Genomic DNA, 23,494 nt, shown 5'->3' with positions numbered 1-23,494 from the left:
TGTATTAGTATTTTTTATGATATTACCTAGGGTAATCAGATTGCAACTTGTTCCCGATGTGACAGCATTTATTAGCCTTGCCGATTTTGGATTTAGCTAACGTGACTCGAGTTCGGCTATGGTATGATCAGGCTTTCAATTTTCGATGAGATACTTTCTGTGGCACAGCTCTATTTTTACTATTCTGCGATGAACGCAGGGAAATCAACGTCTCTATTGCAGTCCTCTTATAATTACCAAGAGAGGGGGATGAACACTCTGATTTTTACTGCGGAAATTGACGACCGATATGGTAAGGGGCGAGTGGCATCAAGAATAGGCTTATCCAGCAGTGCTGCGCTCTTCAGTAAAGATACCGACCTCTTTCATGAGATTAAACAGTCCCATGATGCCCAACAGCTGCATTGCATTTTACTCGACGAATCACAGTTCTTAACAAGAGAACAGGTGAAACAACTCACTTATGTGACGGATCATTTTAATATCCCAGTACTGTGTTATGGCTTACGGACCGACTTCCGAGGGGAGTTATTTGAAGGCAGTTTATATTTACTTGCTTGGGCAGATAAGCTCGTGGAATTAAAAACGGTATGCCATTGCGGACGTAAGGCGAACATGGTGTTGAGATTGGATGCGCAGGGACGACCCTTCCACGATGGTGCTCAAGTGGTGATTGGCGGGAATGATAAATATATCTCCGTTTGCCGCAAACATTATTGGCAAGCGATTGAACAGGGCAGTGAGCAAGCGATTTTCGGCCAAGAGAAAGAAAACGCTTAAGGTATCTTAGAACATGGGTAAGGATGAAATAATTGTGTCACGCTTTGCCCTGAATTAGTGCTGTCCTCGTATTTAACCCCTGATTAGCACCAATTTAGTGCGTCGCTTTAAAATGACTCACCATTTTGGTGCTTGAATTCATTTTATTAATAAATTTTTATTTTATATTCACGTTCCTGATACATTCTTCCCCATTCTTCTAAACACTTAAAATAATTTTTATAGGTGTTAATCAACATCTTTCACTTCCCCTCCGACCTGCAAACCTTGGCATAAATATTGCTTCCAGATATTTATAGGGTAAAAACCCTATCATTTAGTCGATGCTTTTCTAAGCAAAAGTATTAATAGTGAACAATAAGGTGATTATCAGTGAGATATATCACATAGCGTTCATGACAGACTATCAAGTTGACCTGTTAACGCGTAAAAAATTTGTCAATTGTCTGTAAGGCTAATGCAATAAATCAGTATTTGGACAGACAGGATTCACCGTCGGGGAAAACCCTATAACAATAATGAAAGTGTGTGGAGTCGTAATATGAAATTGACTAAAAACGTGATTGCTACGGCCGTATTGTTGGCGTTATCTACGGGTCAAGCGGCAATCGCCGCACAAGTCCCAGCAGGGGTACAACTCGCCGATAACCAGACACTGGTCAAGGGCAATGGTGGCGAGGTGCAATCACTGGATCCTCATAAAATTGAAGGTGTGCCTGAAAGTAATGTCAGTCATGACCTATTCGAAGGGTTAGCCATCTCCAATAACCAAGGGCAAGTGGTGCCAGGCGTGGCAGAAAGTTGGGAACAAAAGGATAATAAAGTGTGGACCTTCCACTTGCGTAAAGATGCTAAGTGGTCGAACGGTGAACCCGTTACTGCACAGGACTTTGTTTACAGCTGGCAGCGTCTAGCCGACCCGAAAACCGCCTCGCCTTATGCGAGTTTCTTACAATATGGTCATGTCGAGAATATCGATGCGATCATTGCGGGTAAACTATCGCCGGAAAAACTGGGTGTAAAGGCCCTCGACGCACACACGCTACAGGTCACCCTTTCAGAAGCGATCCCTTACTTCTATAAATTAACCATTTATTCGGCGATGTCCCCAGTCTATGCGCCAGCAATCAAAGCTTATGGCGACCAATGGACGTCTCCCGCTCACTGGGTCAGTAATGGGGCATACACCTTAGTAAGTCATACAGTGAACGAAAGTATCGTGGTCGTGCGTAATAAGCACTATTGGGATAATGCGCATACGGTGATCAACAAGGTGACCTTCCTACCTATCTCATCAGAAGTGACGGACGTTAACCGTTATTTCTCTGATAACGGAAGCGATATGACCTATAACAACTTACCGATTGAGTTGTTTAAAAAATTACAGAAAAATAACCCTAAAGATCTTCACGTTGATCCTTATCTCTGTACTTATTACTACGAAATCAACAATAAAAAAGCGCCTTTCAATGACGTTAGAGTCAGAACCGCGCTTAAATTAGGGTTAGACCGCGACATTATCGTCAATAAAGTGTTAGCACAGGGTCAAACACCGGCGTATAGCTTTACCAATCCGGCCACCGATGGAATTCAAATCGAGAAGCCAGAGTGGTTCTCTTGGAGCCAAGAAAAACGTAATGAAGAGGCCAAAAAGCTGTTACAAGAGGCAGGGTATGGTCCTAACCATCCTCTACAGTTCTCACTGCTGTATAACACTTCCGACTTACATAAAAAACTAGCCATTGCAGCGGCGGCGATCTGGAAGAAAAATATCGGTGTTAACGTGACGCTAACGAATCAAGAGTGGAAAACCTATATCGATTCCCGTCACCAAGGTAACTTCGATGTTGCGCGTGCAGGCTGGTGTGCGGACTATAATGAACCGAGTTCGTTCCTTAATTCGATGTTATCCAATAGTTCGAATAATACCTCTTTCTTTAAAGATGCTAATTTCGATAGCGAAATTGCGAAGAGTGTTAAAGCTTCTGATGAGGCCAGCAGAAGCGCGGCGTATCGCCAAGCTGAGAAAATATTGGACCAACAATCGGCGGATATTCCAGTGTTCTATTATGCCAACACGCGTTTAGTAAAACCTTACGTTGGTGGCTATACCGGTAAAGATCCTCTCGATAACGTTTATGATAAAGACCTCTATATTATTAAGCACTAATTTTACAGGCATTACCGGCGTGAAAACGCCGGGTTAATTCGTTTACATAAGCCTGATAGGTGAAGCAATGTTGACATTTATTTTTCGTCGGTGTGTTGAAGCCATTCCGACCCTGTTTATTTTGATTACGATCTCTTTCTTTATGATGCGTTTAGCACCCGGCAGTCCCTTTACTGGTGAGCGTAGTCTATCGCCGGAAGTGATGGCTAATATTGAAGCTAAATACCATCTAAATGAGCCAATCGGCCAGCAATACTTCAATTATCTGGTTCAACTCGCCCATGGCGACTTCGGTCCTTCCTTTAAATATAAAGACTACTCCGTTAACTATTTAGTGGGCCAAGCGTTCCCTGTCTCGGCCAAACTGGGGCTGATCGCTTTTATCTTTGCCTTAGTGGTAGGGGTGAGTGCCGGAATTTTTGCCGCGTTAAAACAAAACAGTTGGCTGGATTATACCGTGATGGGGATTGCCATGACCGGGGTGGTGATACCGAGTTTTGTGGTCGCGCCCTTACTGGTGATGCTGTTTGCCATTTCCTTAAAATGGCTGCCGGGCGGGGGTTGGAACGGTGGGCAGTGGCAGTATGTGTTATTACCGATGCTGGCACTTTCACTGGCCTATATTGCCAGTATTGCCCGCATTATGCGCGGTTCGATGATTGAGGTCATGCACTCTAACTATATTCGTACCGCCAGAGCTAAAGGTCTTCCCATTTCCCGAATCGTACTACGTCATGCTTTACGTCCAGCATTATTGCCGGTTATCTCCTATATGGGACCGGCTTTTGTCGGCATCATCACCGGATCAATGGTTATTGAGTCCATCTTTGGTCTTCCGGGCATCGGACAGCTGTTTGTGAATGGTGCGTTGAATCGTGACTACTCATTAGTGATGAGCCTGACGATTTTGGTCGGGGTATTGACCATAGTGTTTAATGCGATTGTTGACGTGCTCTATGCCGTTATCGATCCTAAAATTCGTTATTAAGCTGGAGACCCGCATGTTAGCAAGTAAAAAAAATAGTCAGGCGGTCGAAGCTTTTACTGAGCAACTCGATATTGAAGGGCGTAGTTTATGGCAAGATGCCCATCGACGTTTTATTCATAACCGTGCAGCACTCTTCAGCTTAATTATCTTGCTGTTTATTGTGCTCTTTGTCATTTTCGCGCCACTGTTATCCTCTTTCGCCTACGACGACACCGATTGGTCGATGATGTCAGCCACCCCGGATATAGCCTCTAAGCACTACTTTGGTACCGACTCTTCAGGTCGTGATCTGCTGGTTCGTGTGGCGATTGGTGGCAGGATCTCATTAATGGTTGGCGTCGCTTCTGCAATTATTGCGGTCATTGTGGGGACTTTTTACGGTTCACTCGCCGGTTATCTCGGTGGAAAAGTCGATGCTGTCATGATGCGTATCTTGGAAATCCTTAACTCTTTCCCTTTTATGTTCTTCGTTATTTTGCTGGTCACCTTTTTTGGTCGCAATATTTTGTTGATCTTTGTGGCGATAGGGATGGTGTCATGGCTCGATATGGCGAGGATCGTACGGGGGCAAACGTTAGGACTGAAGCGCAAAGAGTTTATTGAAGCCGCACAAGTCGGTGGGGTGTCCACCGTGAAAATTGTGATCCGTCACATTGTGCCAAACGTATTGGGTGTCGTGGTGGTTTACGCGTCGTTATTAGTCCCCAGTATGATCTTATTCGAATCCTTTCTTAGCTTCTTAGGCCTTGGTACCCAAGAGCCGCTCAGTAGCTGGGGTGCCTTGCTCAGCGATGGGGCTAACTCAATGGAAGTTTCTCCTTGGTTGTTACTGTTCCCAGCGGGATTCTTAGTCGTCACACTGTTTTGTTTTAACTTTATCGGCGATGGCTTACGCGATGCGCTCGATCCTAAAGACCGCTAGGAGGGACGATGACTTCATTAACACAGCACCCATTACTGCTTGATGTCAAAGATTTACGCGTCACTTTTAGTACGCATGATGGTGATGTCACTGCCGTCAATGATCTCAATTTTTCATTAAAGCCGGGGGAAACTCTGGGTATCGTCGGCGAATCAGGTTCCGGAAAATCGCAAACCGCTTTCGCCCTGATGGGATTATTGGCAAAGAACGGTCGTATTGGCGGATCTGCGCGCTTTAATGGCCAGGAGATCCTCAACCTCCCTGAAGCCCAGTTAAACCGACTGCGCGCTGAAGAGATGGCAATGATATTCCAAGATCCGATGACCTCGTTGAACCCCTATATGAAAGTGGGTGACCAACTTATCGAAGTGCTTAGACTGCACAAAGGAATGAGTAAGAGGGAGGCATTTAAGCACTCTCTACAGATGTTAGACGCGGTCAAAATGCCGGAAGCACAAAAGCGAATGGCGATGTACCCGCATGAATTTTCGGGTGGGATGCGCCAACGGGTGATGATCGCCATGGCGCTACTTTGTCAGCCAAAGCTACTAATTGCGGATGAACCGACAACCGCACTGGATGTGACCGTTCAAGCGCAAATCATGACGCTATTAAACGAGCTTAAACACGAGTTCAATACCGCCATTATCATGATTACCCATGACTTAGGGGTAGTCGCCGGGATTTGTGACAAAGTCTTGGTGATGTATGCCGGCCGGACAATGGAGTACGGTAGCGCACGGGATATCTTCTATCAGCCGGTACACCCTTACTCACAAGGCTTACTCAATGCTGTGCCTCGTTTGGATAGCGATGAGGAGAGCTTACTGACCATACCGGGCAATCCCCCTAATTTATTACGCCTTCCTAGTGGTTGTCCTTTCCAACCACGATGTGCTTATGCTACCGAAAGTTGCCGTCAATCACCGCAACTTGAGGCTTTTGCAGCAGGACGTCTGCGCGCTTGTCACCACCCTCTGGAGGTCGCACGATGAATGATATCGCGCTACAAGATAGAAAAGTTTTACTCGAAATCGCTGACTTACGTGTCCACTTTGATATCAAAGACGGTAAGCAGTGGTTCTGGCAGCCTAAGAAGAGCTTAAAAGCGGTCGATGGCGTTAGCTTACGGCTTTATGAGGGAGAAACTCTGGGCGTGGTCGGTGAATCGGGCTGCGGGAAATCGACACTTGCCCGTGCGATTATTGGCCTCGTTAAAGCCAAAGGAGGACGGGTGACGTGGCTGGGACGTGATCTGTTAGGGCAAGATGATAAAGCTTGGCGGGACGCGCGTACCGATATTCAAATGATTTTCCAAGATCCACTTGCCTCATTAAATCCCCGAATGACGGTCGGTGACATCATTGCAGAACCATTGAAAACCTATTATCCGAAGATGGCGAAGCGTGAAGTCAGCGAGAAAGTCCGCGCGATGATGATGAAAGTGGGGCTATTACCTAATCTGATTAACCGTTACCCGCATGAGTTTTCTGGCGGACAATGCCAGCGTATCGGTATCGCCCGTGCGCTCATTTTAGAGCCGAAGTTAGTCATCTGCGACGAACCCGTCTCTGCCTTGGACGTATCGATCCAAGCTCAGGTGGTAAACTTACTCCAGAAACTGCAGCGGGAAATGGGGCTGTCGCTTATTTTTATCGCCCATGATTTAGCGGTGGTCAAACATATTTCTGACAGGGTATTGGTCATGTATTTAGGCCATGCCGTCGAGTTGGGAACCTACGACCAGGTGTATCACCAACCGCTGCATCCTTATACTCAAGCCTTGATGTCTGCGGTGCCAATTCCCGATCCGGATAAAGAGCTGACTAAGCAGGTTCAGTTACTCGAAGGGGAACTTCCCTCACCGATCGATCCACCTTCAGGCTGTGTCTTCCGGACGCGCTGCCCGCAAGCAGTGGCGGAGTGCGCAAAAACGAAACCGGTATTAGAAGGTAATTTCAGTCATGCAGTGTCATGTCTGAAGGTTGACCCACTTTAATGCACTACGCCCTAGCGACAGCTAGGGCGTTTAGAACTGTCTTATTCTCGCCACAAGATATGGCAGAGTTTATGGTCTTTCTCTCTACACAGTAGAATACGGGCGAAAATATCGGTAATAGGCGCGTCTTCATCTTCCCCAAGTCCAATCACCACTTCAGCGAAGAAATCAGGATTTAAATCAAAATCAACATGCTCTTCCCAATCAGCCGAAGGGTCGTGAAGTTCTGCACCGCCACGGGATTCAAATTGGAGATTAAACAGAATCGTGTCTGCAGGGTCCAAATTATCGGCGGCCAGCTCCAAGAAAATATCATAGGCTTGTTCAAGTGTTTCATCTTCGGTAAGGCGATTATTTAAATCCATAAGTAACCTAGTTATTTTCAGTTAGGGAGACAAGTTAAGGCTGTTTTACAATAATGGGCTCAAGAAGTAAAACAATCGTTCGACAATACGTTTCCAATAAGCGCGGTGTAACCACTCTTCTTTAGAGAGGAGGGATGAGCGAGCGATATAATCGCGTTGCACGCAATCCAGATCATTACCGAAATCAGCATCATCAATGACTAAGGTGATTTCAAAATTTAACCATAAACTGCGCATATCTAAATTTACTGTACCAATCAGGCTAAGCTCACCGTCGATCAAGACACTTTTGGTGTGCAGTAAATCTTCCTCAAAGAGATAGATCTTGACTCCCGCATCGAGTAATTCGGTGAAAAAAGCTCGGCTTGCCCACCCCACCAGCAGAGAATCATTCTTCCTTGGGACGATCAAACTGACGTCAACGCCACGCAGCGCGGCAGTACAGATGGCGTGGAGGAGATCATCGCTGGGGACAAAATAAGGAGTGGTCATTATCAAGCTTTCGCGTGAGGCATAAATTGCCGTCAATAAGGCTTGATGGATAAGATCTTCGGGAAATCCAGGGCCTGAAGCGATAACGTGAATAGTATGCCCAGAAGATTGCTCAAATGGCATGCTGACGCGTTCAGGCAACGGCGGAAGGACTCTTTCGCCGGTTTCAATTTCCCAGTCGCAAGAATAAACAATCCCCAATGTCGTCGCGACAGGGCCTTCCATGCGAGCCATTAAGTCAACCCACTGGCCAACACCTGCATCTTGTTTGAAAAAACGAGGATCTACCATGTTCATGCTGCCGGTATACGCGATAGCATTATCAATAAGCACGATTTTTCTGTGCTGGCGTAAGTCCAAGCGACGGAGAAAAAAACGAAAGACATTGACTGGCAGTGCTTGAACCACTTCGATACCCGCATGTCGCATTCTTTCAGGCCAAGCACTTTTAAAAAATTGTCGGCTCCCCGCACAGTCAAGCAGCACTCGGCAGGTCACACCGCGTCGGGCTGCACTGATAAGGGCATTGGCGACGTGATCGCTTTTACCACCAGGCTGCCAAATATAGAAAACCATTTCAATCCTGTGATGAGCGAGGTTGATATCGCGAATGAGTGCAGTCATAACATCTTGTGCACTGGTCAGGAGTTGTAGCTGATTTCCTTTAACACCAGGGATACCTTGGCGGTTTTCACAAAGATTAAACAGGCTGCTGGCCACATCACTGGTATGGGTCGCGAAGATATGCTGACAGCTTTTTAAGTCTTGAAGCCACTGTGCAGTCGCTGGCCACATACTGCGTGCACGTTCCGCCCGGCGCCTGCCTAGGTAAAGTTCACCGAAGGCGATATAGGCAATTACCCCTAATAGCGGTAGAAAGAAGATGATAAGCAACCAGACCATGGAAGAAGAGACTGTTCGGCGCTTTATTAGGATTCTAATCGTCACGGTAGCTATCAATAGCCAGTAACTAAAGAGGATGACACCATTTAGAACGCCATAAAAAGTCGCTGAGGTCATAGGCTGAATTGATTTCCCAAATAAAGTTGAGTGTAGTGTACGTGGTGTATAAGGAATGTAAACCAATTCCGGATTTTTACTGGTCGCGCGAATTGGTCAGGAAAGTGCTCTAAAAGACGGGTTTAGCAAAGAATTTTGCCGAGAGCACGCGCCACAGGCGAACGTTTTGAGGGGGGATAAGCGGAGAGAGGCTATAATCTTCCCCGCTAAGTCAAAAATGGTTGGATTAGAAAACGCGTTTAAAGGGACGTACGGTGACGGTTTGGTATATCCCTGCAGCGACATAGGGATCGTCATTAGCCCAGGTTTGCGCCTCGTCGAGAGAGGCAAATTCGGCAATGATTACCGAGCCAGAAAACCCAGCATGTCCGGGGTCTTCACTGTCGGCGATCGGCATAGGTCCTGCGGTCAGGAGACGGTCTTCATCTTTTAAAATCTGTAATCGGGCGAGATGAGCTGCTCGTACACTAAGACGCTTCTCTAATGAATCTTTATTATCTTCCGCGTAAATGACATAAAGCACAGGAATACCTTTGTGGGTAGGGTAAAAGATGAAAGTTACTGCAATATGACGCAGGGCGCAATGAAAAAGCAGAGGAGATGATATTTCTCTAGCTGTAATGAAAACAGCATTGAAACTGATTGCTATTTGCATTTAGAATACCGGTAATACTTTGAGCGAAAGAATACTATGAGCAGTCTAACCGAAGAGTTACCTAAACATGGATCGATTGCGACAATCGTCTCTATTGCATTGCATGGTGCAGTGATTGCAGGATTGCTGTACGCCTCGATGAATCGTGATTTTCAGTTGCCTCCTCCTCAGCAGGCAATTAATGTCTCATTGGTTGCGCCTGAAGTTCAACCTGAGCTTGCCGCGAAAAGTGCCCCCGCGACACCACAGCCAATTTCGACACCGGAACCCACGCCGACGCCCCAAGTTGAGCAGCCGCCAGTCGAACAAAAAGTCGACATACCGGTGGAAAAGCCTAAGCCTAAACCGGTGAAAAAAGTCGTTCATAAGCCGGTACAACACGAGAAACCTAAGCCAGTGGTGCATAAACCAGTGGAAAAGCCGGTCGAGCATAAAGCACCGCCTGCGCAGGATAATCCTTTTAATCAACAAAATACTCAGCCACAAACGCGAGCACAAACCGCACCACAAAAATCTACTGATCAGCAGAAAAGTGTGTCTGAGGGGAAACCGCAGCGCTTAGCAACGGTTAATCCAGCTTATCCAGCCCGAGCCTTAGCGTTGCACGTAGAAGGCCGTGTTCGCGTCAAATTTGATGTGGATGCGAGTGGGGCCGTTGATAATATAGAAATCGTTTCGGCAGAGCCTAGAGGGATGTTTGATCGCGAAGTCAGAAATGCGATTAGACGCTGGCGTTATGCCCCAGGGCATCCTGCACAAGGTCAATCCTATAACATTATCTTTAGAATCGACGGCAGTTCGTCAATCGAACAATGATAAATAGCGTGAAGGTGTCTTCACGCTTTCATCAGATTAGACAGAGTGGGGGAGACCTTGTGTCTGCGCGGGCAGTGAACGAGGTTTACCTTGTTCGTCCACCGCAACATAGATAAAGACCGCCTCAGTCGTACAATAACGTTGACCAATTGGCTCAGATGATACCTTTTTAATCCATACTTCCACGTTAATAGTGATTGAACTGTTTCCCGTCTTGATACAACTCGCATAACAGCTGACGACATCCCCCACCGCAACCGGTTTAAGGAAAGTCATCCCATCAACGCGGACTGTCACCACCCGGCCTTCAGCGATCTCCTTTGCCAGTATCGCACCGCCCATGTCCATCTGTGACATGACCCAACCGCCAAAAATATCCCCATTGGCATTGGTATCGGCTGGCATAGCAAGGGTACGTAGTACCATTTCACCTTGCGGACTGCGTATAACTTCGCTCATGACATTGCTCCACACTAAAAGTAATTATTGTTTTTGTTATTTATCAGTCTGTGGCATATGACGCCAAATAAAAAGCCCATTGACTAAGGTGAACACCACCGTCAGTATCGTTAATCCAAACATTTTAAAATTAACCCATACCGCTTCAGGCTGCCAAAATGCCACGTAGACATTTAGTGCACCACAGAAGATAAAAAAGAGTACCCAAGCATAAGTCAGTTTACGCCACAGGCTATCTGGGAGTTGAACCTCTTTTCCTAACATCGACTGGATAATCGGTTTCTTCATAAAAAACTGGCTGTACAGTAGAGCTAATGCAAAAAAGCCGTAGATTGCCGTCACTTTCCATTTAATGAATTCATTATTATGGAAAATAAGCGTTAATGAACCGAAAAGTGTGACCAAGATAAAGGTTACCCAGGTCATTTTCTCGATTTTGCGATAAATAAACCAAGTTGCGATGAGCGCGAGCGCCGAAGCGATAATCAGCGCACCGGAGGCCACGAAGATATCGTAAAGCTTGTAACAGATGTAGAAAGCGACTAAAGGTAGAAAATCGAGCAACTGTTTCATTTTAAAAGTCCTAATGCAGCCTATCACTAGGCTGCAAGGTAGTTAACGGATCTGGGCGGTAATACGATAGAGATAAATCAATAATAACGCTGACGTTAAGTGCGCTAACACATTGCTGAGAAGCAAAATAAGGCTGTTAGGCATTAGCCCAAAGCTACCAAAGATAAAGGTCAGCGCAATTCTTACCACAAACCATGCAATCACTGCAGGGGCGATAAGACGAATATTTTTCCAGACCAGTGGCACACTCTGTTTCATGGTTTTCAGCAGCCCACGATCATTTTCCAGCAGCAGTACCGGCGATAAGGAGAACAACACCATTAACACGACACCCGGTACTATTAGTATATAGAAACCGAGTTGCACGATGGTGGTCAATAAGAAGGTCTGAATAAGTAGGCGAGGCCACACTGGTGCGCTGGCACCGATAGCGCGGATGGCACTTGTCGCCTGTCCTTGCGCTGTCGCAGAGAGATATTTCAGTACCCCTCCTACCAACAAGGTATTCCCTATCAATGCAGAAAAGGTCATGACGGCCGAGATATGCATTAATACACTGCGTTGATCGTCACTCATGTCCTTAATGAGGGCAAAGAGCGAGTCGGTACTTTCGCCACTTTGCAAAAAGTCACTCAACGGGTCAGTCGACGGTAGAAATGTCTTAAGCAACAATACTGTAACAAATGCTGAGAGCAGTGAAATCAAGATCAACGGCTTGAAATGCTGCTTAAACTGCTGAGCAGCGTCACGGTAAGATTGATTGGCCGTGAGGGACATGAAAACTCCTTGATGTATAGGGAAAACTTGCGCTAATTGTACATGGATAAGTCGGTAACTGGCACAGGACTTACATAACTTTCTATTATATCGATTTATTGGCGTGATTGGGTAACTACGTAACGAAGACATTGCACCCTTAAGAAGTAAAAAACCTTACTTAATTTGATCTCGATCAAGGCTTTGTTTTATATGAAATAATTGCTTCATTATTCACATGAATTTGATCGATAAACGCGACAGAATAGGCACAATAATTATAGGTGTTTACGTTTCGTCACTTTTTATTGATAAGTTCAGGAGTTTTTATGAAAGCGCGTAAAATTGTTTTAGCCATGGCTCTTGTGTTCCCAGCAATGGCCTCAGCGCATCAAGTCGGTGATTTTTTCATTCGTGGTGGGGCCGCGCTAGTCCGCCCAACCGGGAACTCGGATAATGTGTTGGGCTTAGGTTCGTTCAATGTCAGCAATAATACCCAATTGGGACTGACGTTTACCTATATGGCAACGGATCATATTGGTGTGGAGCTTCTGGCGGCGACGCCATTCAGACATAAAGTCGGTTTACGCTCCACAGGTAATATCGCCACGGTACACCAACTGCCACCTACCTTGATGGCTCAATATTATTTTCTGGATAGCAGTGAGAAGTTCCAACCTTATGTCGGCGCGGGGATTAATTACACCACTTTCTTCGATAATAAATTCAATAATACTGGCCGCCAAGCGGGTCTATCAGACTTACGTCTTAAGGATTCTTGGGGCTATGCCGCACAAGCGGGGATGGACTACCAGTTAAACGATCATTGGATGCTGAATGCATCGGTTTGGTATATGGACATCAAAACGAAAGTTCGCTTTAAAGCGGCTGGCGAATCCCACTCAATCGATACCAAAATCAATCCTGTGGTCTTCTTCTTAGGAGCAGGGTATCGTTTCTAAGCAATAAAAAAGGCCGTTTTAACGGCCTTTAAATTTGGCTTACTTAATTTGCATACCATTCACGACGGAACGAACGCCCGGTACGGTACGCGTCACATTGACTGCTTTTTGTGCGGCTTGTGCAGAAGTGACGAAACCGCTTAATTGTACACGGCCTTTAAAGGTCTCAACGTTAATTTCCGTAGAACGTAAATCCTTCTCGCCTAATAGCTTGGCTTTAACTTTGGTTGTTACCACGGTGTCATCAATATAGCCACCAGTACCTTCGTGTTTTGGTGTTGGCGCACAACCCGCAAGCGATAAACCCAGTACCGTCGCTAATAAACCCGTTGTCACTATTTTTGCAAACTTCATTCGATGCCTCCCTGTTGAATCTTGATTGGATAGTGATCAGTCGATCAGCTCAAATTTAGCCTATTAATAAGAAATCTACTAATATTTCTCTACGAAATCTTAATCTGAATCACTGCTTCGGCGACTTTTTGGTGGCAGCTTTCAGCTCGGTAACGAACTGTTTTAATGCCTCAAGTAAACGCGCCGGATCTTCTGCATACTGTTCGATGATCTTTACGGTAGCAGAACCGGCGATAGCGCCTGCGGCACCGGAGTCGATCGCCGCACGCACTTGTTCTGGTTGTGAAATACCAAACCCTTGAATCGCAGGCGGCGCCCCGAACTGGTTAAGCTTATCAACCAAGTGACCTAGGGAAGTGGTCGCGCGATTTTCTGCCCCGGTTACCCCTGCACGAGAGAGAAGATAAGTATAACCTTGGCCCCACTGACCAATAGATTCCATTAAGGCATCGTCGGCATTTGGCGGACAGATAAAGATTGGGGCAATACCATGACGGGTTGCCGCTTGACGGAACGGCAAGGACTCTTCGATCGGCACATCAGCAATCAGCACCGAGTCCACTCCAGCTTGCGCGCAACGTTGATAGAACTCATCAATGCCTTGGCTGAAGACCAAGTTTGCATACATTAATAGGCCGATAGGAAGATCGGGGTACTTACTGCGTACAGTATGCAAAATATCGAAGCATTTTTGGGTGGTCGTTCCACCCGCAAAAGCCCGCAAAGTTGCGGTCTGGATAGTGGGTCCATCGGCAAGCGGATCAGAGAAAGGAATCCCTAGCTCTAAGGCGTCTGCGCCACCGGCAACTAAGGCATCGATGATTTGCAAAGAGAGCTCAGGGGTGGGATCACCCAAGGTAACAAATGGGACAAACGCGCCCTGGTGTTGCTCAGCTAAACGGGAAAAAAGTGTTGCGTAACGGTCCATTAAATTTCTCCCCGCTGTTGTAGAATATCGTGCACAGTAAATATGTCTTTATCGCCACGTCCGGAGAGGTTGACGACTAACAGTTGTTCTTTCTCTGGTGCTGCTTTAGCCATTTTCATGGCATGAGCCAATGCGTGTGAGGATTCCAATGCCGGGATGATACCTTCCGCTTTGCATAATGCTTTAAACGCTTCTAAGGCTTCATCGTCAGTTATCGACTCATAGTCAGCTCGCCCAATGCTATGTAAATAGGCATGCTGTGGGCCAACTGAGGGGAAATCCAGGCCAGCAGAAATGGAATAAGACTCTTCTATTTGTCCTTCCTCGGTCTGCATCATCGGCGCTTTCATACCGAAATAGATACCCGTTTTACCATGTTTTAAGGGCGCACCGTGCTCGCCACTCTCTATACCGTGGCCTGCAGGCTCTACACCAATCAATTGCACTTCAGGCGTATCAATAAAATCTGCAAACATCCCGATGGCGTTAGAACCGCCGCCGACACAGGCGATAACGGCATCAGGAAGGCGCCCCTCTTTTTCTAAAATCTGTTGGCGTGTTTCTTCACCGATCATCCGTTGGAATTCGCGAACGATGGTAGGGAAGGGATGCGGACCTGCCGCGGTTCCTAGCATATAGTGGGCCGTTTCATAACTTCCCGACCAATCACGCAACGCTTCATTACAGGCATCTTTCAACGTCGCAGAACCACTGTGGACAGGAATCACTTCTGCGCCCATTAATCGCATACGGAACACATTGGGTGACTGACGTTCAACGTCTTTCGCGCCCATGTAAATACGACACTTCATGCCCAATAACGCACAGGCGAGCGCAGAAGCCACGCCATGCTGACCAGCACCGGTTTCTGCGATAATTTTATTTTTACCCATACGTTTAGCCAGTAAGGCTTGACCCAATACCTGATTGGTTTTGTGCGCCCCGCCGTGGAGAAGATCTTCACGCTTAAGATAAAGACGGGTCTGGGTACCCGCCGTCAAGTTTTGGCATAAGGTGAGGGCGGTTGGACGGCCTGCGTAATCTTTTAGCAGTTGAGTAAATTGTTGCTGAAATTCAGGGTCACGTTGCGCACTCACAAAAGCTTCTTCTAGCTGCGCTAAGGCAGGCATTAGAATTTGTGGGACATATTGTCCGCCGTACTCACCAAAATAAGGATTTAATAATGTCATTGTCAGTATCCAATCATTGTTATTGAGCGTAAGTGTTGATTGCGTTGAAAACGGTAATCAGTTTTTGTTTATCCTTAATACCTGGCGAGGTTTCCACGCCAGAATTCAGATCAACGCCAGCACAACCCAGCGCTAAGGCGGAGGCGATATTGTCTGCATTCAGCCCACCCGCCAAGATGATGTCATCCAGTGGTTGGTCGGCGAGTAGCTGCCAATCAAAGCTCTGGCCACTGCCGCCGTGTCCGTTATCGAAGACGTAGCGATCAACGCCGATCCAACCGCGATCGGGTAGATGCCCTTCGATCTTAAAGGCTTTCCAAATTTGGCAGCTAGCGGGCAATAAGTCGCGCAGACGGCGGACGTAAGAGGGGTCTTCGCTACCATGAAGCTGTACCGCAGATAAGCCCAATGCCTCGACTTTTAAGACAATATCGCCGACTTCGACATCGCGGAAAACACCGACATAACGCAGCGGGGCGCTTTCGATGATGCGCTTAGCTTGTTCTTCATTGACGCAACGCAGAGAGCCTTCAACAAAGATTAATCCGCCATACAGCGCTCCGGCTTGATAAGCGTCTTGAGCATCTTGGCCACGGGTTAATCCACAGACTTTATTTTCGCCGGAGAGCAGACGCTTAACGGCAAAGCGTAAATCATCTTCCGCCATCAGGGATGAGCCAACCAAAAAACCTTGTGCATACTGGTTAAGATCATTGATTTGTGAATAGTGCTGAATACCGGATTCGCTAATGACCAAGGTGCCTGCAGGCAGTTGACTCGCTAACAGGCGGGTTTTATCCGTGTCCACCGAGAGGTCGCGTAAATCGCGATTATTAATCCCGACGACCTCGGCTTTCAGCGCGATAGCGCGTGCTAACTCTTGCTGATTACTGACCTCGGTGAGGATCCCCATCTGTAAAGTCTTAGCCACCTCAGCGAGCAGGCGATACTGATCATCGTCTAAGACAGACAGCATCAATAGGATAGCATCGGCTTGATAGTAACGCGCCAACAAGACTTGGTAAGGGTCAACCATAAAGTCTTTACAGAGCACTGGTTGGTGGACCGCTTGTCGCACAATCGGTAGAAACGCGAAGTCACCTTGGAAATACTTCTCGTCGGTCAAGACCGAGATAGCCGATGCGTAGTCACGGTAGACCGTGGCGATGGCTGCGGGATCAAACACATCACGAATCAAGCCCTTGGAGGGCGAAGCCTTCTTACACTCTAAGATAAAGGCCGGGTTATGCTTGCGTAATGCCTGAGTAAAGGAGCGATCGCTGGGCGTGACCTCAGCTTGGAAATCTGACAGTGGTTGCGTCGCTTTACGCGCCGCTATCCAAATTTTCTTATCATCAACGATTTTCTGAAGTACGGTACCCTGCATATTATCCTCTTGCGGCTAACGCTGTAACACATTGATAGGCAGCACCACTACGCAACACGTCGAGGGCTTTTGAGGCATTCTCGCGTAGGTTTTCTTGGCCAAACAGTTTCATTAACATTGCAACATTGATAGCGATGGCATGCTCATGGGCTTCCTGACCTTTACCCTGAAGTAATTGCGCTAAAATGTCACGGTTTTCTTCCGGAGTGCCACCCCGAAGGCTCTCAATGGGATGCATGGAGAGGCCAAAATCCTCTGGGCTGATCTGATAACGCGTGATCTCCCCGTCTCGTAGTTCTGCCACTTCCGTTGTGGTATGAATCGCAATCTCATCCATACCGCCACCGTGTACCACTGCCGCACGTTGATAGCCTAAGACGCGTAATGTCTCGGCGACAGGCTGTACCAACTCAGGGCTGTAGACGCCAATTAGCGCCAGAGGAGGACGAGCAGGGTTGATCAATGGCCCGAGCACATTAAACAGCGTTCGCGTGGCAAGCTGCTTGCGTACCGGCATCGCATGGCGAAAGCCCGTATGATAGTGCGGTGCAAATAAGAAGCAGAGATTTAACTCATCCAAGGCTGCCCGAGCTTGCGCAGGGGGCATATCTAAATTGATACCAAACGCCGCCAACAGGTCAGAAGACCCAGATTTACTCGACACGCTGCGATTACCGTGTTTTGCTACCTTAAACCCGCATGCCGCTGCCACAAAGGCACTCGCGGTAGAAATATTAATACTGTTTGAGCCATCACCGCCTGTCCCGACAATATCCGCAAAAAGAGTTTCAGGACGAGGGAAAGGGAGTGCATGGTTAAGAAAAGCGGTGGCAGCACCGGCGATCTCTTGTGGCGATTCGCCTCGTACTTTCATGGCGATCAAAAGCCCAGCCAAGCTCACTGGGTCAATTTCGCCTTTTACCACGGCAGAAAACAGTTGTTCACTCTCTTGCTGACTGATCTGTTGCCCCTGATAGAGGCGCTCAAGTAATAATTTCATGGAGATCCCTTATCGTGTTAACGCCCAAGCCAGCGTTTGTTCCAGTAATTTAGCGCCATGGGTGGTGAGGATGGATTCAGGGTGAAATTGGAATCCACACACGCGGTCTGCATCGTGTCTAACGGCCATCACCATACCGTTTAAGGTGGCATTGACCGTTAAACTTGGCGGCACGTTACTTCCGACAAGCGAGTGGTAGCGCGCCACAGGTAAAGGGCAAGGTAAATGTTGGAACATCCCGAGATTATCGTGGGTGATAGCCGAGGCCTTACCATGGAGGATTTCGCCTGCTTGGCCCACCGTACCGCCGTAGCTTTCGACGATGGCTTGGTGTCCTAAACAGATGCCGATAATGGGCACTTTACCGCGTAACTGTTTGAGTAATTCCGGCATACAGCCCGCTTCACTGGGCGCACCCGGACCTGGAGATAACAAGACGATCGGTTGCTCAAGGCTTGCCACCTTGGTGACTAACTGTTCCACTGGCACGTTATTACGGAAAATAACTACGTTATGGCCAAAGGTCCGTAACTGGTCGACCAGGTTGTAGGTAAAGGAGTCAAAATTGTCAACTAATAGAATATCAGCCATTAGAAAATCTCCTGGCAATGGTGGGCAGTGGCGATAGCTCTTAACACCGCACGCGCTTTATTTCGGCTCTCATCCGCTTCAGACTGTGGATCTGAATCAAGGACTACCCCTGCGCCTGCTTGCACGCTGGCTATTCCGTTTTCAACATAGGCGGAGCGGATAACGATACAAGTATCAAAGTCTCCCGTGCCGGTGAAATAGCCCACGGCACCGCCATAGCTGCCACGACGTGTCTTTTCATGTTTTGCAATCAACTGCATTGCGCGGACTTTTGGCGCACCACTTAAGGTTCCCATATTCATACAGGCGCGGTAGGCGTGCAGTACGTCCAGATCATCATGTAAGCGGCCGACAACACGAGAAACGAGATGCATGACGAAGGTATAGCGATCTACTTTTGTAAGGTCTGCCACATAACGACTGCCGGGTGTACAGATACGCGCTAAGTCATTACGGGCCAAATCGACTAACATAAGATGTTCGGACATCTCTTTCTCATCGTTACGCATATCCAGCTCAATGCGGCTATCGAGGTCAAGGTTGAGCGAACCGTCAGCGTGCCTGCCGCGCGGGCGGGTCCCTGCAATAGGGTAGATCTCTATTTGACGGCTCTGGGCGTCATATTTCAGCGAACTTTCTGGGGATGCGCCGAACAGACTGAAGTCTCGGTCCTGTAGGAAAAACATATAAGGACTCGGATTACTTTTCTTCAATACATCATAGGCCGCCAGTGGAGAGGGGCAAGGTAAATAAAAGCGTCGAGAAGGAACGACTTGGAAAATTTCCCCTTGGCGAATGGCCACTTGCAGCGCTTTTACGATATCGCAATAGGTCTCATCATCCTGATTACAGCTGAGTTGCATACCGGGTACCGGGGCAGCAGACACTTTGGTCGGTGTGGTGAGCATCTGCTGGTGGAGCTGATGGAGTCTTGCTTGCAGACGTTGGAATTCATCGCTGCTGTCAGTGAACAGGCTGGCTTGAAGACGGGCTTGTTGGGTTTGATGGTCAAGCACTAGCAGCGTTTCAGCCAAATAGAAGCAATAGTCTGGGCAAGCTTGATCTTGCTGCAAAGGAGGCAGGTCTTCAAATCCCGCCACTAAGTCATAAGCAAAGAGTCCACCCAAAAATAGGGCGTGGCGCTGTTGGTCGCTATCGGCGACTAAGGTAGGGATCAGACGCAGCACATCGAAGACAGAGGCGGATTTTAAACGGCTATCTTCATCTTGTAGCAAGGTTGGCTGACTAAAGGTGATAATTAACTGATCGGCGCAAAGCGAGGTATCTGCTTCAGTCGGAAGTTTGTCAGACAGTAAGGATAACAAGCTACGACCATTAGCACTCAATGCCTGGACCTTAACAACATTGCCTAGCGCACTGATACGTAACGCGCTGTCGACAATCATTAAGCTCTGTAAATCGTCCTTGCTACTCACATCTGCCGATTCGAGCAGTAGAGTAGAAGGCCTCGCGCCACAGAGTTGATTAAAGAGCGCAGTCGGGTCGGCAGAATAGGGTGTTTCAACCGTGATGAGTTTGAGTTTGCTGGATATCATGAGTGTTATCTCTATTATTCTTCCAATAAAAAGCCCGCCGAGTGGGCGGGCTTAGAAATCTGCATAGCGGTTATTTTAGCTGGATGCATGACAACGTCGCCCGATTATGGGAGAGTGACGCGCCACCACTGTGAATGCTTTACTGTTATAACCATCATGAGATTGTGTCCTGTCTGAAGTCTTGTGTACTAGTTAACTAGTTCACGGCGGAATTGTCAACACTCAAGGTTAACTAAAAGTGATTTATCAGTAGGAGAAATGTTGAACACGTCTGAGAGAGTAAATTTTGACCGATAATGTACGCGCGATCATCTATGATTTGCATAGCCATACCCAAGCTTCTGATGGCCTACTGAGTGCACGTGAACTCGTTCGCCGTGCTTGCGAGCGTGGGGTTAAGGTGCTGGCAATTACTGACCACGACACCACGGCTGCAATAGAAGATGCCCAAACCGCGATTCGTGAAGAGAATCTGGATCTGACCCTCGTCTCGGGCGTCGAGATCTCGACCTTGTGGGAAAATCACGAAATACATATCGTTGGCTTAGGTTTTGATCCCCATCATCCGTCGATGGTGGCGCTATTACAGCAGCAATACCAGCGAAGAGAGGATCGCGCAGCGATGATTGCTGAACGGTTAGCGAAAGCAGGCATTGCCGGTGCGCTAGAGGGTGCCCGGCAAGAGGCGGGAACCGGGCAGATTACCCGCGCCCACTTTGCCCGCTACCTCATTCAGCAGGGTAAAGCTGAGACGATGGCGCAGGTTTTCAAAAATTATCTGGCCCGCGGGAAGACGGGGTATGTCCCCGCTCAATGGTGTACGCTACCCGCAGCGGTGGAGGCAATCCATCACGCTGGAGGGGTGGCCGTGGTGGCACACCCTGCGCGCTATCAACTCTCTACCAAATGGTTGAAACGGTTATTGGCTTATTTCGCCGACGTCGGCGGAGATGCGATGGAAGTCGCACAGTGTCAGCAGGCACCGAACGAACGGCAACAACTGGCTAAGTATGCTGCGGATTACGGCTTATCTGGCTCACTGGGCTCTGATTTTCATCAGCCCTGTGCATGGATAGAGTTAGGTCGTAAACTGTGGTTACCGAAAGATGTGGTTCCCATATGGGAAAAATTTCCAGCTTTAGCTGCCCCAACTCGGGGGTAGGAGACGACTATGAGTCAATTGTTCTATATTCACCCAGAAAACCCTCAGCCACGTATTGTTAAACAAGCGGTCGAGCAAATTAATCAAGGGTCAGTAATCGTTTATCCGACGGATTCGGGCTATGCGATTGGTTGTAAACTCGAAGATAAAGCCGCCATGGATCGGATTATCCGTCTGAGACAGTTAGATGGACGGCACCATTTTACGTTGATGTGTCGAGACCTGTCGGAACTATCGACCTACGCACAGGTGGATAATATCGCCTTCCGGTTGTTAAAGAATAATACGCCAGGTAGTTACACTTTTTTATTAAAAGCGACGAAAGAAGTCCCTCGCCGCTTGATGAACGAAAAGCGTAAAACTATCGGACTGCGTGTTACGTCACATCCGGTCGCCCAAGCCTTATTAGAGGCATTAGGCGAACCCTTGATGTCGACAACGCTTATTCTGCCAGGTAATGACTTTGCGGAATCCGATCCCGAAGAAATCCAAGATTCTGTTGGGCATCAAGTTGATTTAATACTGAATGGTGGCACGATTGGTCAGCACCCGACCACCGTTGTCGATCTTTCTGACGGGGCGCCTGTCATTGTTCGACAAGGCGCGGGAGACACTCGTCCCTTTGAGTAGCGGTATTGGGCAATCATAGTATTGCCCACGCTTTTTAACGTGAATTACCGTTAATCCTGATGATTTTTATTACAGGGATCGAACACGACGTCTGTTGGCATACGCCGCTGAACCAAATTTCGCCTTGCTCGCCGATCATCACCCCATCGCTATTCGCAAAAAGTTTCTCGTAACGTTGATGTCGTACGACATCCTGCAGGCTGTGGGTGAAAATTTTGTCATAAACCGCAAGGAAGTCTTTCTTGTTGAGCAGTATGCGATCCCGGCCCGCCACTTGAGCAGTAATGGGATAACTTAACATGTTAGCGACTTGTTGCTTATCTTGGTGCGACACTGCGCGCTGGAAGGTTAAGAAAAACTGACGATACTGATTGTGGCTGTTAGCGCCCATGAGTTGGTCAAGTCGTTGATCAATATTGGTGGTTGAGTCTGCATAACCGGCACTGGCGAATAATAGCGCACTGCTTAAGATAAGCGAGAGGGGACGACGTGGTAAACGCATGGGTAACTCCGTTATAAACATAAATCCAGAGGTTGATGTGTTGACCTCAACAATGAATAAGTGACGCTTCTCATTTGCGAGGTTGATGACGACCAAAGGTTAAGTCAGCGAATGAATAGAGTCCAGCGAATTCCCCGTAAAGGAAATCCCGCAATCTTCGCGATAAAAGGCGTTACATCCCATTAGCCATCCTGTATAATGGCAATGGAGAATAACTTAAATTATTGATTTTAAACGAATTTATAAACTGATGCCTGGGAAGGCGACAGCGAGGCAGTTATGAGTGAGAAGCTACAGAAAGTTTTAGCGCGAGCGGGACACGGTTCACGTCGCGAAATCGAAACCATGATCGCGGCAGGTCGCGTGAGTGTTGATGGCAAAATTGCCACGCTCGGGGACAGGGTCGAACCCTCTAATGCAACCAAGATTCGTATTGATGGCCGTCAAGTGGCGGTCATTGCGTCGGAAAGCGAGGTGTGTCGTGTCCTTGCGTACTACAAGCCAGAAGGCGAGCTGTGTACCCGTAACGATCCTGAGGGACGCCCGACCGTTTTCGATCGCCTGCCTAAATTACACGGCGCACGCTGGATAGCCGTTGGCCGTCTTGATGTGAACACCTGTGGTTTACTGCTGTTCACCACCGATGGTGAGTTAGCTAACCGCCTAATGCATCCAAGTCGTGAAGTTGAACGTGAATATGCAGTGCGGGTCTTTGGGCAAGTGGACGACGATAAGATCCGTCAACTAAGCCTTGGTGTGCAACTTGAAGATGGTCCGGCAGCCTTCAAAACGTTGAAATTCGGCGGCGGTGAAGGGATCAACCAGTGGTATAACGTAACCCTAACCGAAGGCCGTAACCGCGAGGTTCGTCGTCTTTGGGAAGCGGTAGGTGTGCAAGTCAGCCGCTTAATGCGTGTACGCTATGGCGATATTCATCTTCCTAAAGGTCTGCCTCGTGGTGGCTATACCGAGATGGATCTTACCGCGGTGAACTACCTTCGTGAGCTGGTGGGGATGAGTGAAGAGACTGTCTCTAAACTGCCGGTTGAGAAAGATCGTCGTCGCACCAAAGCGAATCAAATTCGTCGTGCCGTGAAACGTCACAACCAAGTTTCAGGTAACACGCGTCGGCAAGCGACTCGGGGCGAAACCAGTCAGAAGGCAAAGCCTGCTTTGGCAACGGCTAAACCGAAACCGAGACCGAGCTCTAAGCGTCAACAAACTAAGTAATTGAGGC

General features: G+C 47.8%; 23 protein-coding genes, 1 pseudogene and 1 other annotated feature. Of the genes and pseudogenes, 11 read left to right on the top strand and 13 right to left on the bottom strand.

Annotation, left to right across the window (positions count from 1 at the left end):
* Positions 1-159 precede the first annotated feature (159 nt).
* From HGT71_RS02100 to oppF, 6 genes are all read left to right on the top strand, one after another.
* Positions 160-780 (top strand): thymidine kinase, encoded by a 621-nt coding sequence (locus HGT71_RS02100; protein WP_214216316.1) that lies wholly within the window; start codon positions 160-162, stop codon positions 778-780.
* Positions 781-1,321: 541 nt separating this feature from the next.
* Positions 1,322-2,950 (top strand): oligopeptide ABC transporter substrate-binding protein OppA, encoded by a 1,629-nt coding sequence (gene oppA / locus HGT71_RS02095; protein ID WP_214216315.1) that lies wholly within the window; start codon positions 1,322-1,324, stop codon positions 2,948-2,950.
* 67 nt (positions 2,951-3,017) lie between these two features.
* Entirely contained in the window at positions 3,018-3,938 is a 921-nt protein-coding gene (gene oppB / locus HGT71_RS02090; RefSeq protein WP_062812362.1) for an oligopeptide ABC transporter permease OppB, read from the top strand.
* 13 nt (positions 3,939-3,951) lie between these two features.
* Positions 3,952-4,860 carry an oligopeptide ABC transporter permease OppC gene (gene oppC, locus HGT71_RS02085; RefSeq protein WP_214216314.1) on the top strand — a complete coding sequence of 303 codons (909 nt, stop codon included), beginning with the start codon at positions 3,952-3,954 and terminating at the stop codon, positions 4,858-4,860.
* Between the two features lie 8 nt (positions 4,861-4,868).
* The gene (gene oppD / locus HGT71_RS02080; RefSeq protein WP_214216313.1) at positions 4,869-5,855 is read left to right on the top strand and encodes an ABC transporter ATP-binding protein; all 987 of its coding nucleotides are present in this window, start codon (positions 4,869-4,871) and stop codon (positions 5,853-5,855) included.
* The gene (gene oppF / locus HGT71_RS02075) at positions 5,852-6,859 is read left to right on the top strand and encodes a murein tripeptide/oligopeptide ABC transporter ATP binding protein OppF (RefSeq protein WP_214216312.1); all 1,008 of its coding nucleotides are present in this window, start codon (positions 5,852-5,854) and stop codon (positions 6,857-6,859) included. Before oppD ends, oppF begins: the two co-directional genes overlap by 4 nt.
* A gap of 41 nt (positions 6,860-6,900) precedes the next feature.
* Here the strand turns inward: oppF and HGT71_RS02070 are convergent, their stop codons facing one another.
* The 3 genes from HGT71_RS02070 to HGT71_RS02060 form a co-directional block, all read right to left on the bottom strand.
* Entirely contained in the window at positions 6,901-7,224 is a 324-nt protein-coding gene (locus HGT71_RS02070; RefSeq protein WP_099822798.1) for an HI1450 family dsDNA-mimic protein, read from the bottom strand.
* A 45-nt stretch (positions 7,225-7,269) separates the two neighbouring features.
* Positions 7,270-8,736, bottom strand: coding sequence for a cardiolipin synthase (gene cls, locus HGT71_RS02065; RefSeq protein WP_214216311.1), 1,467 nt, complete (start codon positions 8,734-8,736; stop codon positions 7,270-7,272).
* 226 nt (positions 8,737-8,962) lie between these two features.
* A complete protein-coding gene (locus HGT71_RS02060) occupies positions 8,963-9,259 on the bottom strand; it encodes a YciI family protein (protein WP_048912202.1) in 297 nt (98 codons plus the stop codon).
* Positions 9,260-9,427: 168 nt separating this feature from the next.
* On the opposite strand from HGT71_RS02060, the gene HGT71_RS02055 reads away from it, so the two are divergent.
* The gene (locus tag HGT71_RS02055; RefSeq protein ID WP_214216310.1) at positions 9,428-10,207 is read left to right on the top strand and encodes an energy transducer TonB; all 780 of its coding nucleotides are present in this window, start codon (positions 9,428-9,430) and stop codon (positions 10,205-10,207) included.
* 36 nt (positions 10,208-10,243) lie between these two features.
* Here the strand turns inward: HGT71_RS02055 and yciA are convergent, their stop codons facing one another.
* From yciA to HGT71_RS02040, 3 genes are read right to left on the bottom strand one after another with little or no spacing between them, the layout of a single operon-like run.
* On the bottom strand, positions 10,244-10,666 hold the full coding sequence (yciA, locus tag HGT71_RS02050; protein ID WP_214216309.1) for an acyl-CoA thioester hydrolase YciA: 423 nt from the start codon (positions 10,664-10,666) through the stop codon (positions 10,244-10,246).
* A gap of 36 nt (positions 10,667-10,702) precedes the next feature.
* A complete protein-coding gene (locus HGT71_RS02045) occupies positions 10,703-11,239 on the bottom strand; it encodes a septation protein A (RefSeq protein WP_099822802.1) in 537 nt (178 codons plus the stop codon).
* 42 nt (positions 11,240-11,281) lie between these two features.
* Entirely contained in the window at positions 11,282-12,016 is a 735-nt protein-coding gene (locus tag HGT71_RS02040) for a YciC family protein (protein WP_214216308.1), read from the bottom strand.
* A 308-nt stretch (positions 12,017-12,324) separates the two neighbouring features.
* Between HGT71_RS02040 and ompW the strand changes: the two genes are divergently transcribed.
* Positions 12,325-12,957 (top strand): outer membrane protein OmpW, encoded by a 633-nt coding sequence (gene ompW, locus HGT71_RS02035; protein WP_214216307.1) that lies wholly within the window; start codon positions 12,325-12,327, stop codon positions 12,955-12,957.
* 39 nt (positions 12,958-12,996) lie between these two features.
* Here ompW and HGT71_RS02030 read toward each other — a convergent pair whose 3' ends face one another.
* The 6 genes and pseudogenes from HGT71_RS02030 to HGT71_RS02000 form a co-directional block, all read right to left on the bottom strand.
* The gene (locus tag HGT71_RS02030) at positions 12,997-13,311 is read right to left on the bottom strand and encodes a BON domain-containing protein (protein WP_048913951.1); all 315 of its coding nucleotides are present in this window, start codon (positions 13,309-13,311) and stop codon (positions 12,997-12,999) included.
* Between the two features lie 109 nt (positions 13,312-13,420).
* Positions 13,421-14,239 (bottom strand): tryptophan synthase subunit alpha, encoded by an 819-nt coding sequence (gene trpA / locus HGT71_RS02025; RefSeq protein ID WP_214216306.1) that lies wholly within the window; start codon positions 14,237-14,239, stop codon positions 13,421-13,423.
* Positions 14,239-15,429, bottom strand: coding sequence for a tryptophan synthase subunit beta (trpB, locus tag HGT71_RS02020; protein ID WP_214216305.1), 1,191 nt, complete (start codon positions 15,427-15,429; stop codon positions 14,239-14,241). Before trpB ends, trpA begins: the two co-directional genes overlap by 1 nt.
* A 19-nt stretch (positions 15,430-15,448) precedes the next feature.
* Positions 15,449-16,816, bottom strand: coding sequence for a bifunctional indole-3-glycerol-phosphate synthase TrpC/phosphoribosylanthranilate isomerase TrpF (gene trpCF / locus HGT71_RS02015; protein ID WP_214216304.1), 1,368 nt, complete (start codon positions 16,814-16,816; stop codon positions 15,449-15,451).
* A 1-nt stretch (position 16,817) separates the two neighbouring features.
* Positions 16,818-18,407, bottom strand: a pseudogene (gene trpD, locus HGT71_RS15735) (bifunctional anthranilate synthase glutamate amidotransferase component TrpG/anthranilate phosphoribosyltransferase TrpD).
* On the bottom strand, positions 18,407-19,963 hold the full coding sequence (locus HGT71_RS02000; RefSeq protein WP_214216301.1) for an anthranilate synthase component 1: 1,557 nt from the start codon (positions 19,961-19,963) through the stop codon (positions 18,407-18,409). The pseudogene trpD and the gene HGT71_RS02000 overlap by 1 nt, the downstream one beginning before the upstream one ends.
* A 24-nt stretch (positions 19,964-19,987) precedes the next feature.
* Positions 19,988-20,096, bottom strand: a sequence feature (Trp leader region).
* 153 nt (positions 20,097-20,249) lie between these two features.
* Between HGT71_RS02000 and rnm the strand changes: the two genes are divergently transcribed.
* Both rnm and HGT71_RS01990 read left to right on the top strand, forming a co-directional pair.
* Positions 20,250-21,125: an RNase RNM gene (gene rnm / locus HGT71_RS01995; protein WP_214216300.1), complete on the top strand. Its 876-nt coding sequence runs from the start codon at positions 20,250-20,252 to the stop codon at positions 21,123-21,125.
* Between the two features lie 9 nt (positions 21,126-21,134).
* Positions 21,135-21,755: an L-threonylcarbamoyladenylate synthase gene (locus HGT71_RS01990; protein ID WP_214216299.1), complete on the top strand. Its 621-nt coding sequence runs from the start codon at positions 21,135-21,137 to the stop codon at positions 21,753-21,755.
* 34 nt (positions 21,756-21,789) lie between these two features.
* On the opposite strand, the gene HGT71_RS01985 is transcribed toward HGT71_RS01990, so the two are convergent.
* Positions 21,790-22,257 (bottom strand): hypothetical protein, encoded by a 468-nt coding sequence (locus HGT71_RS01985; protein ID WP_214216298.1) that lies wholly within the window; start codon positions 22,255-22,257, stop codon positions 21,790-21,792.
* Positions 22,258-22,536: 279 nt separating this feature from the next.
* Between HGT71_RS01985 and rluB the strand changes: the two genes are divergently transcribed.
* Positions 22,537-23,487 (top strand): 23S rRNA pseudouridine(2605) synthase RluB, encoded by a 951-nt coding sequence (gene rluB / locus HGT71_RS01980; protein WP_214216297.1) that lies wholly within the window; start codon positions 22,537-22,539, stop codon positions 23,485-23,487.
* Positions 23,488-23,494 lie beyond the last annotated feature (7 nt).

The sequence above is a fragment of the Rosenbergiella epipactidis genome (assembly GCF_018494055.1).
Taxonomy (GTDB): domain Bacteria; phylum Pseudomonadota; class Gammaproteobacteria; order Enterobacterales; family Enterobacteriaceae; genus Rosenbergiella; species Rosenbergiella epipactidis.
Note: the sequence above shows the minus strand (reverse complement) of the source record. Positions and strands in the feature narration are given on the sequence as shown.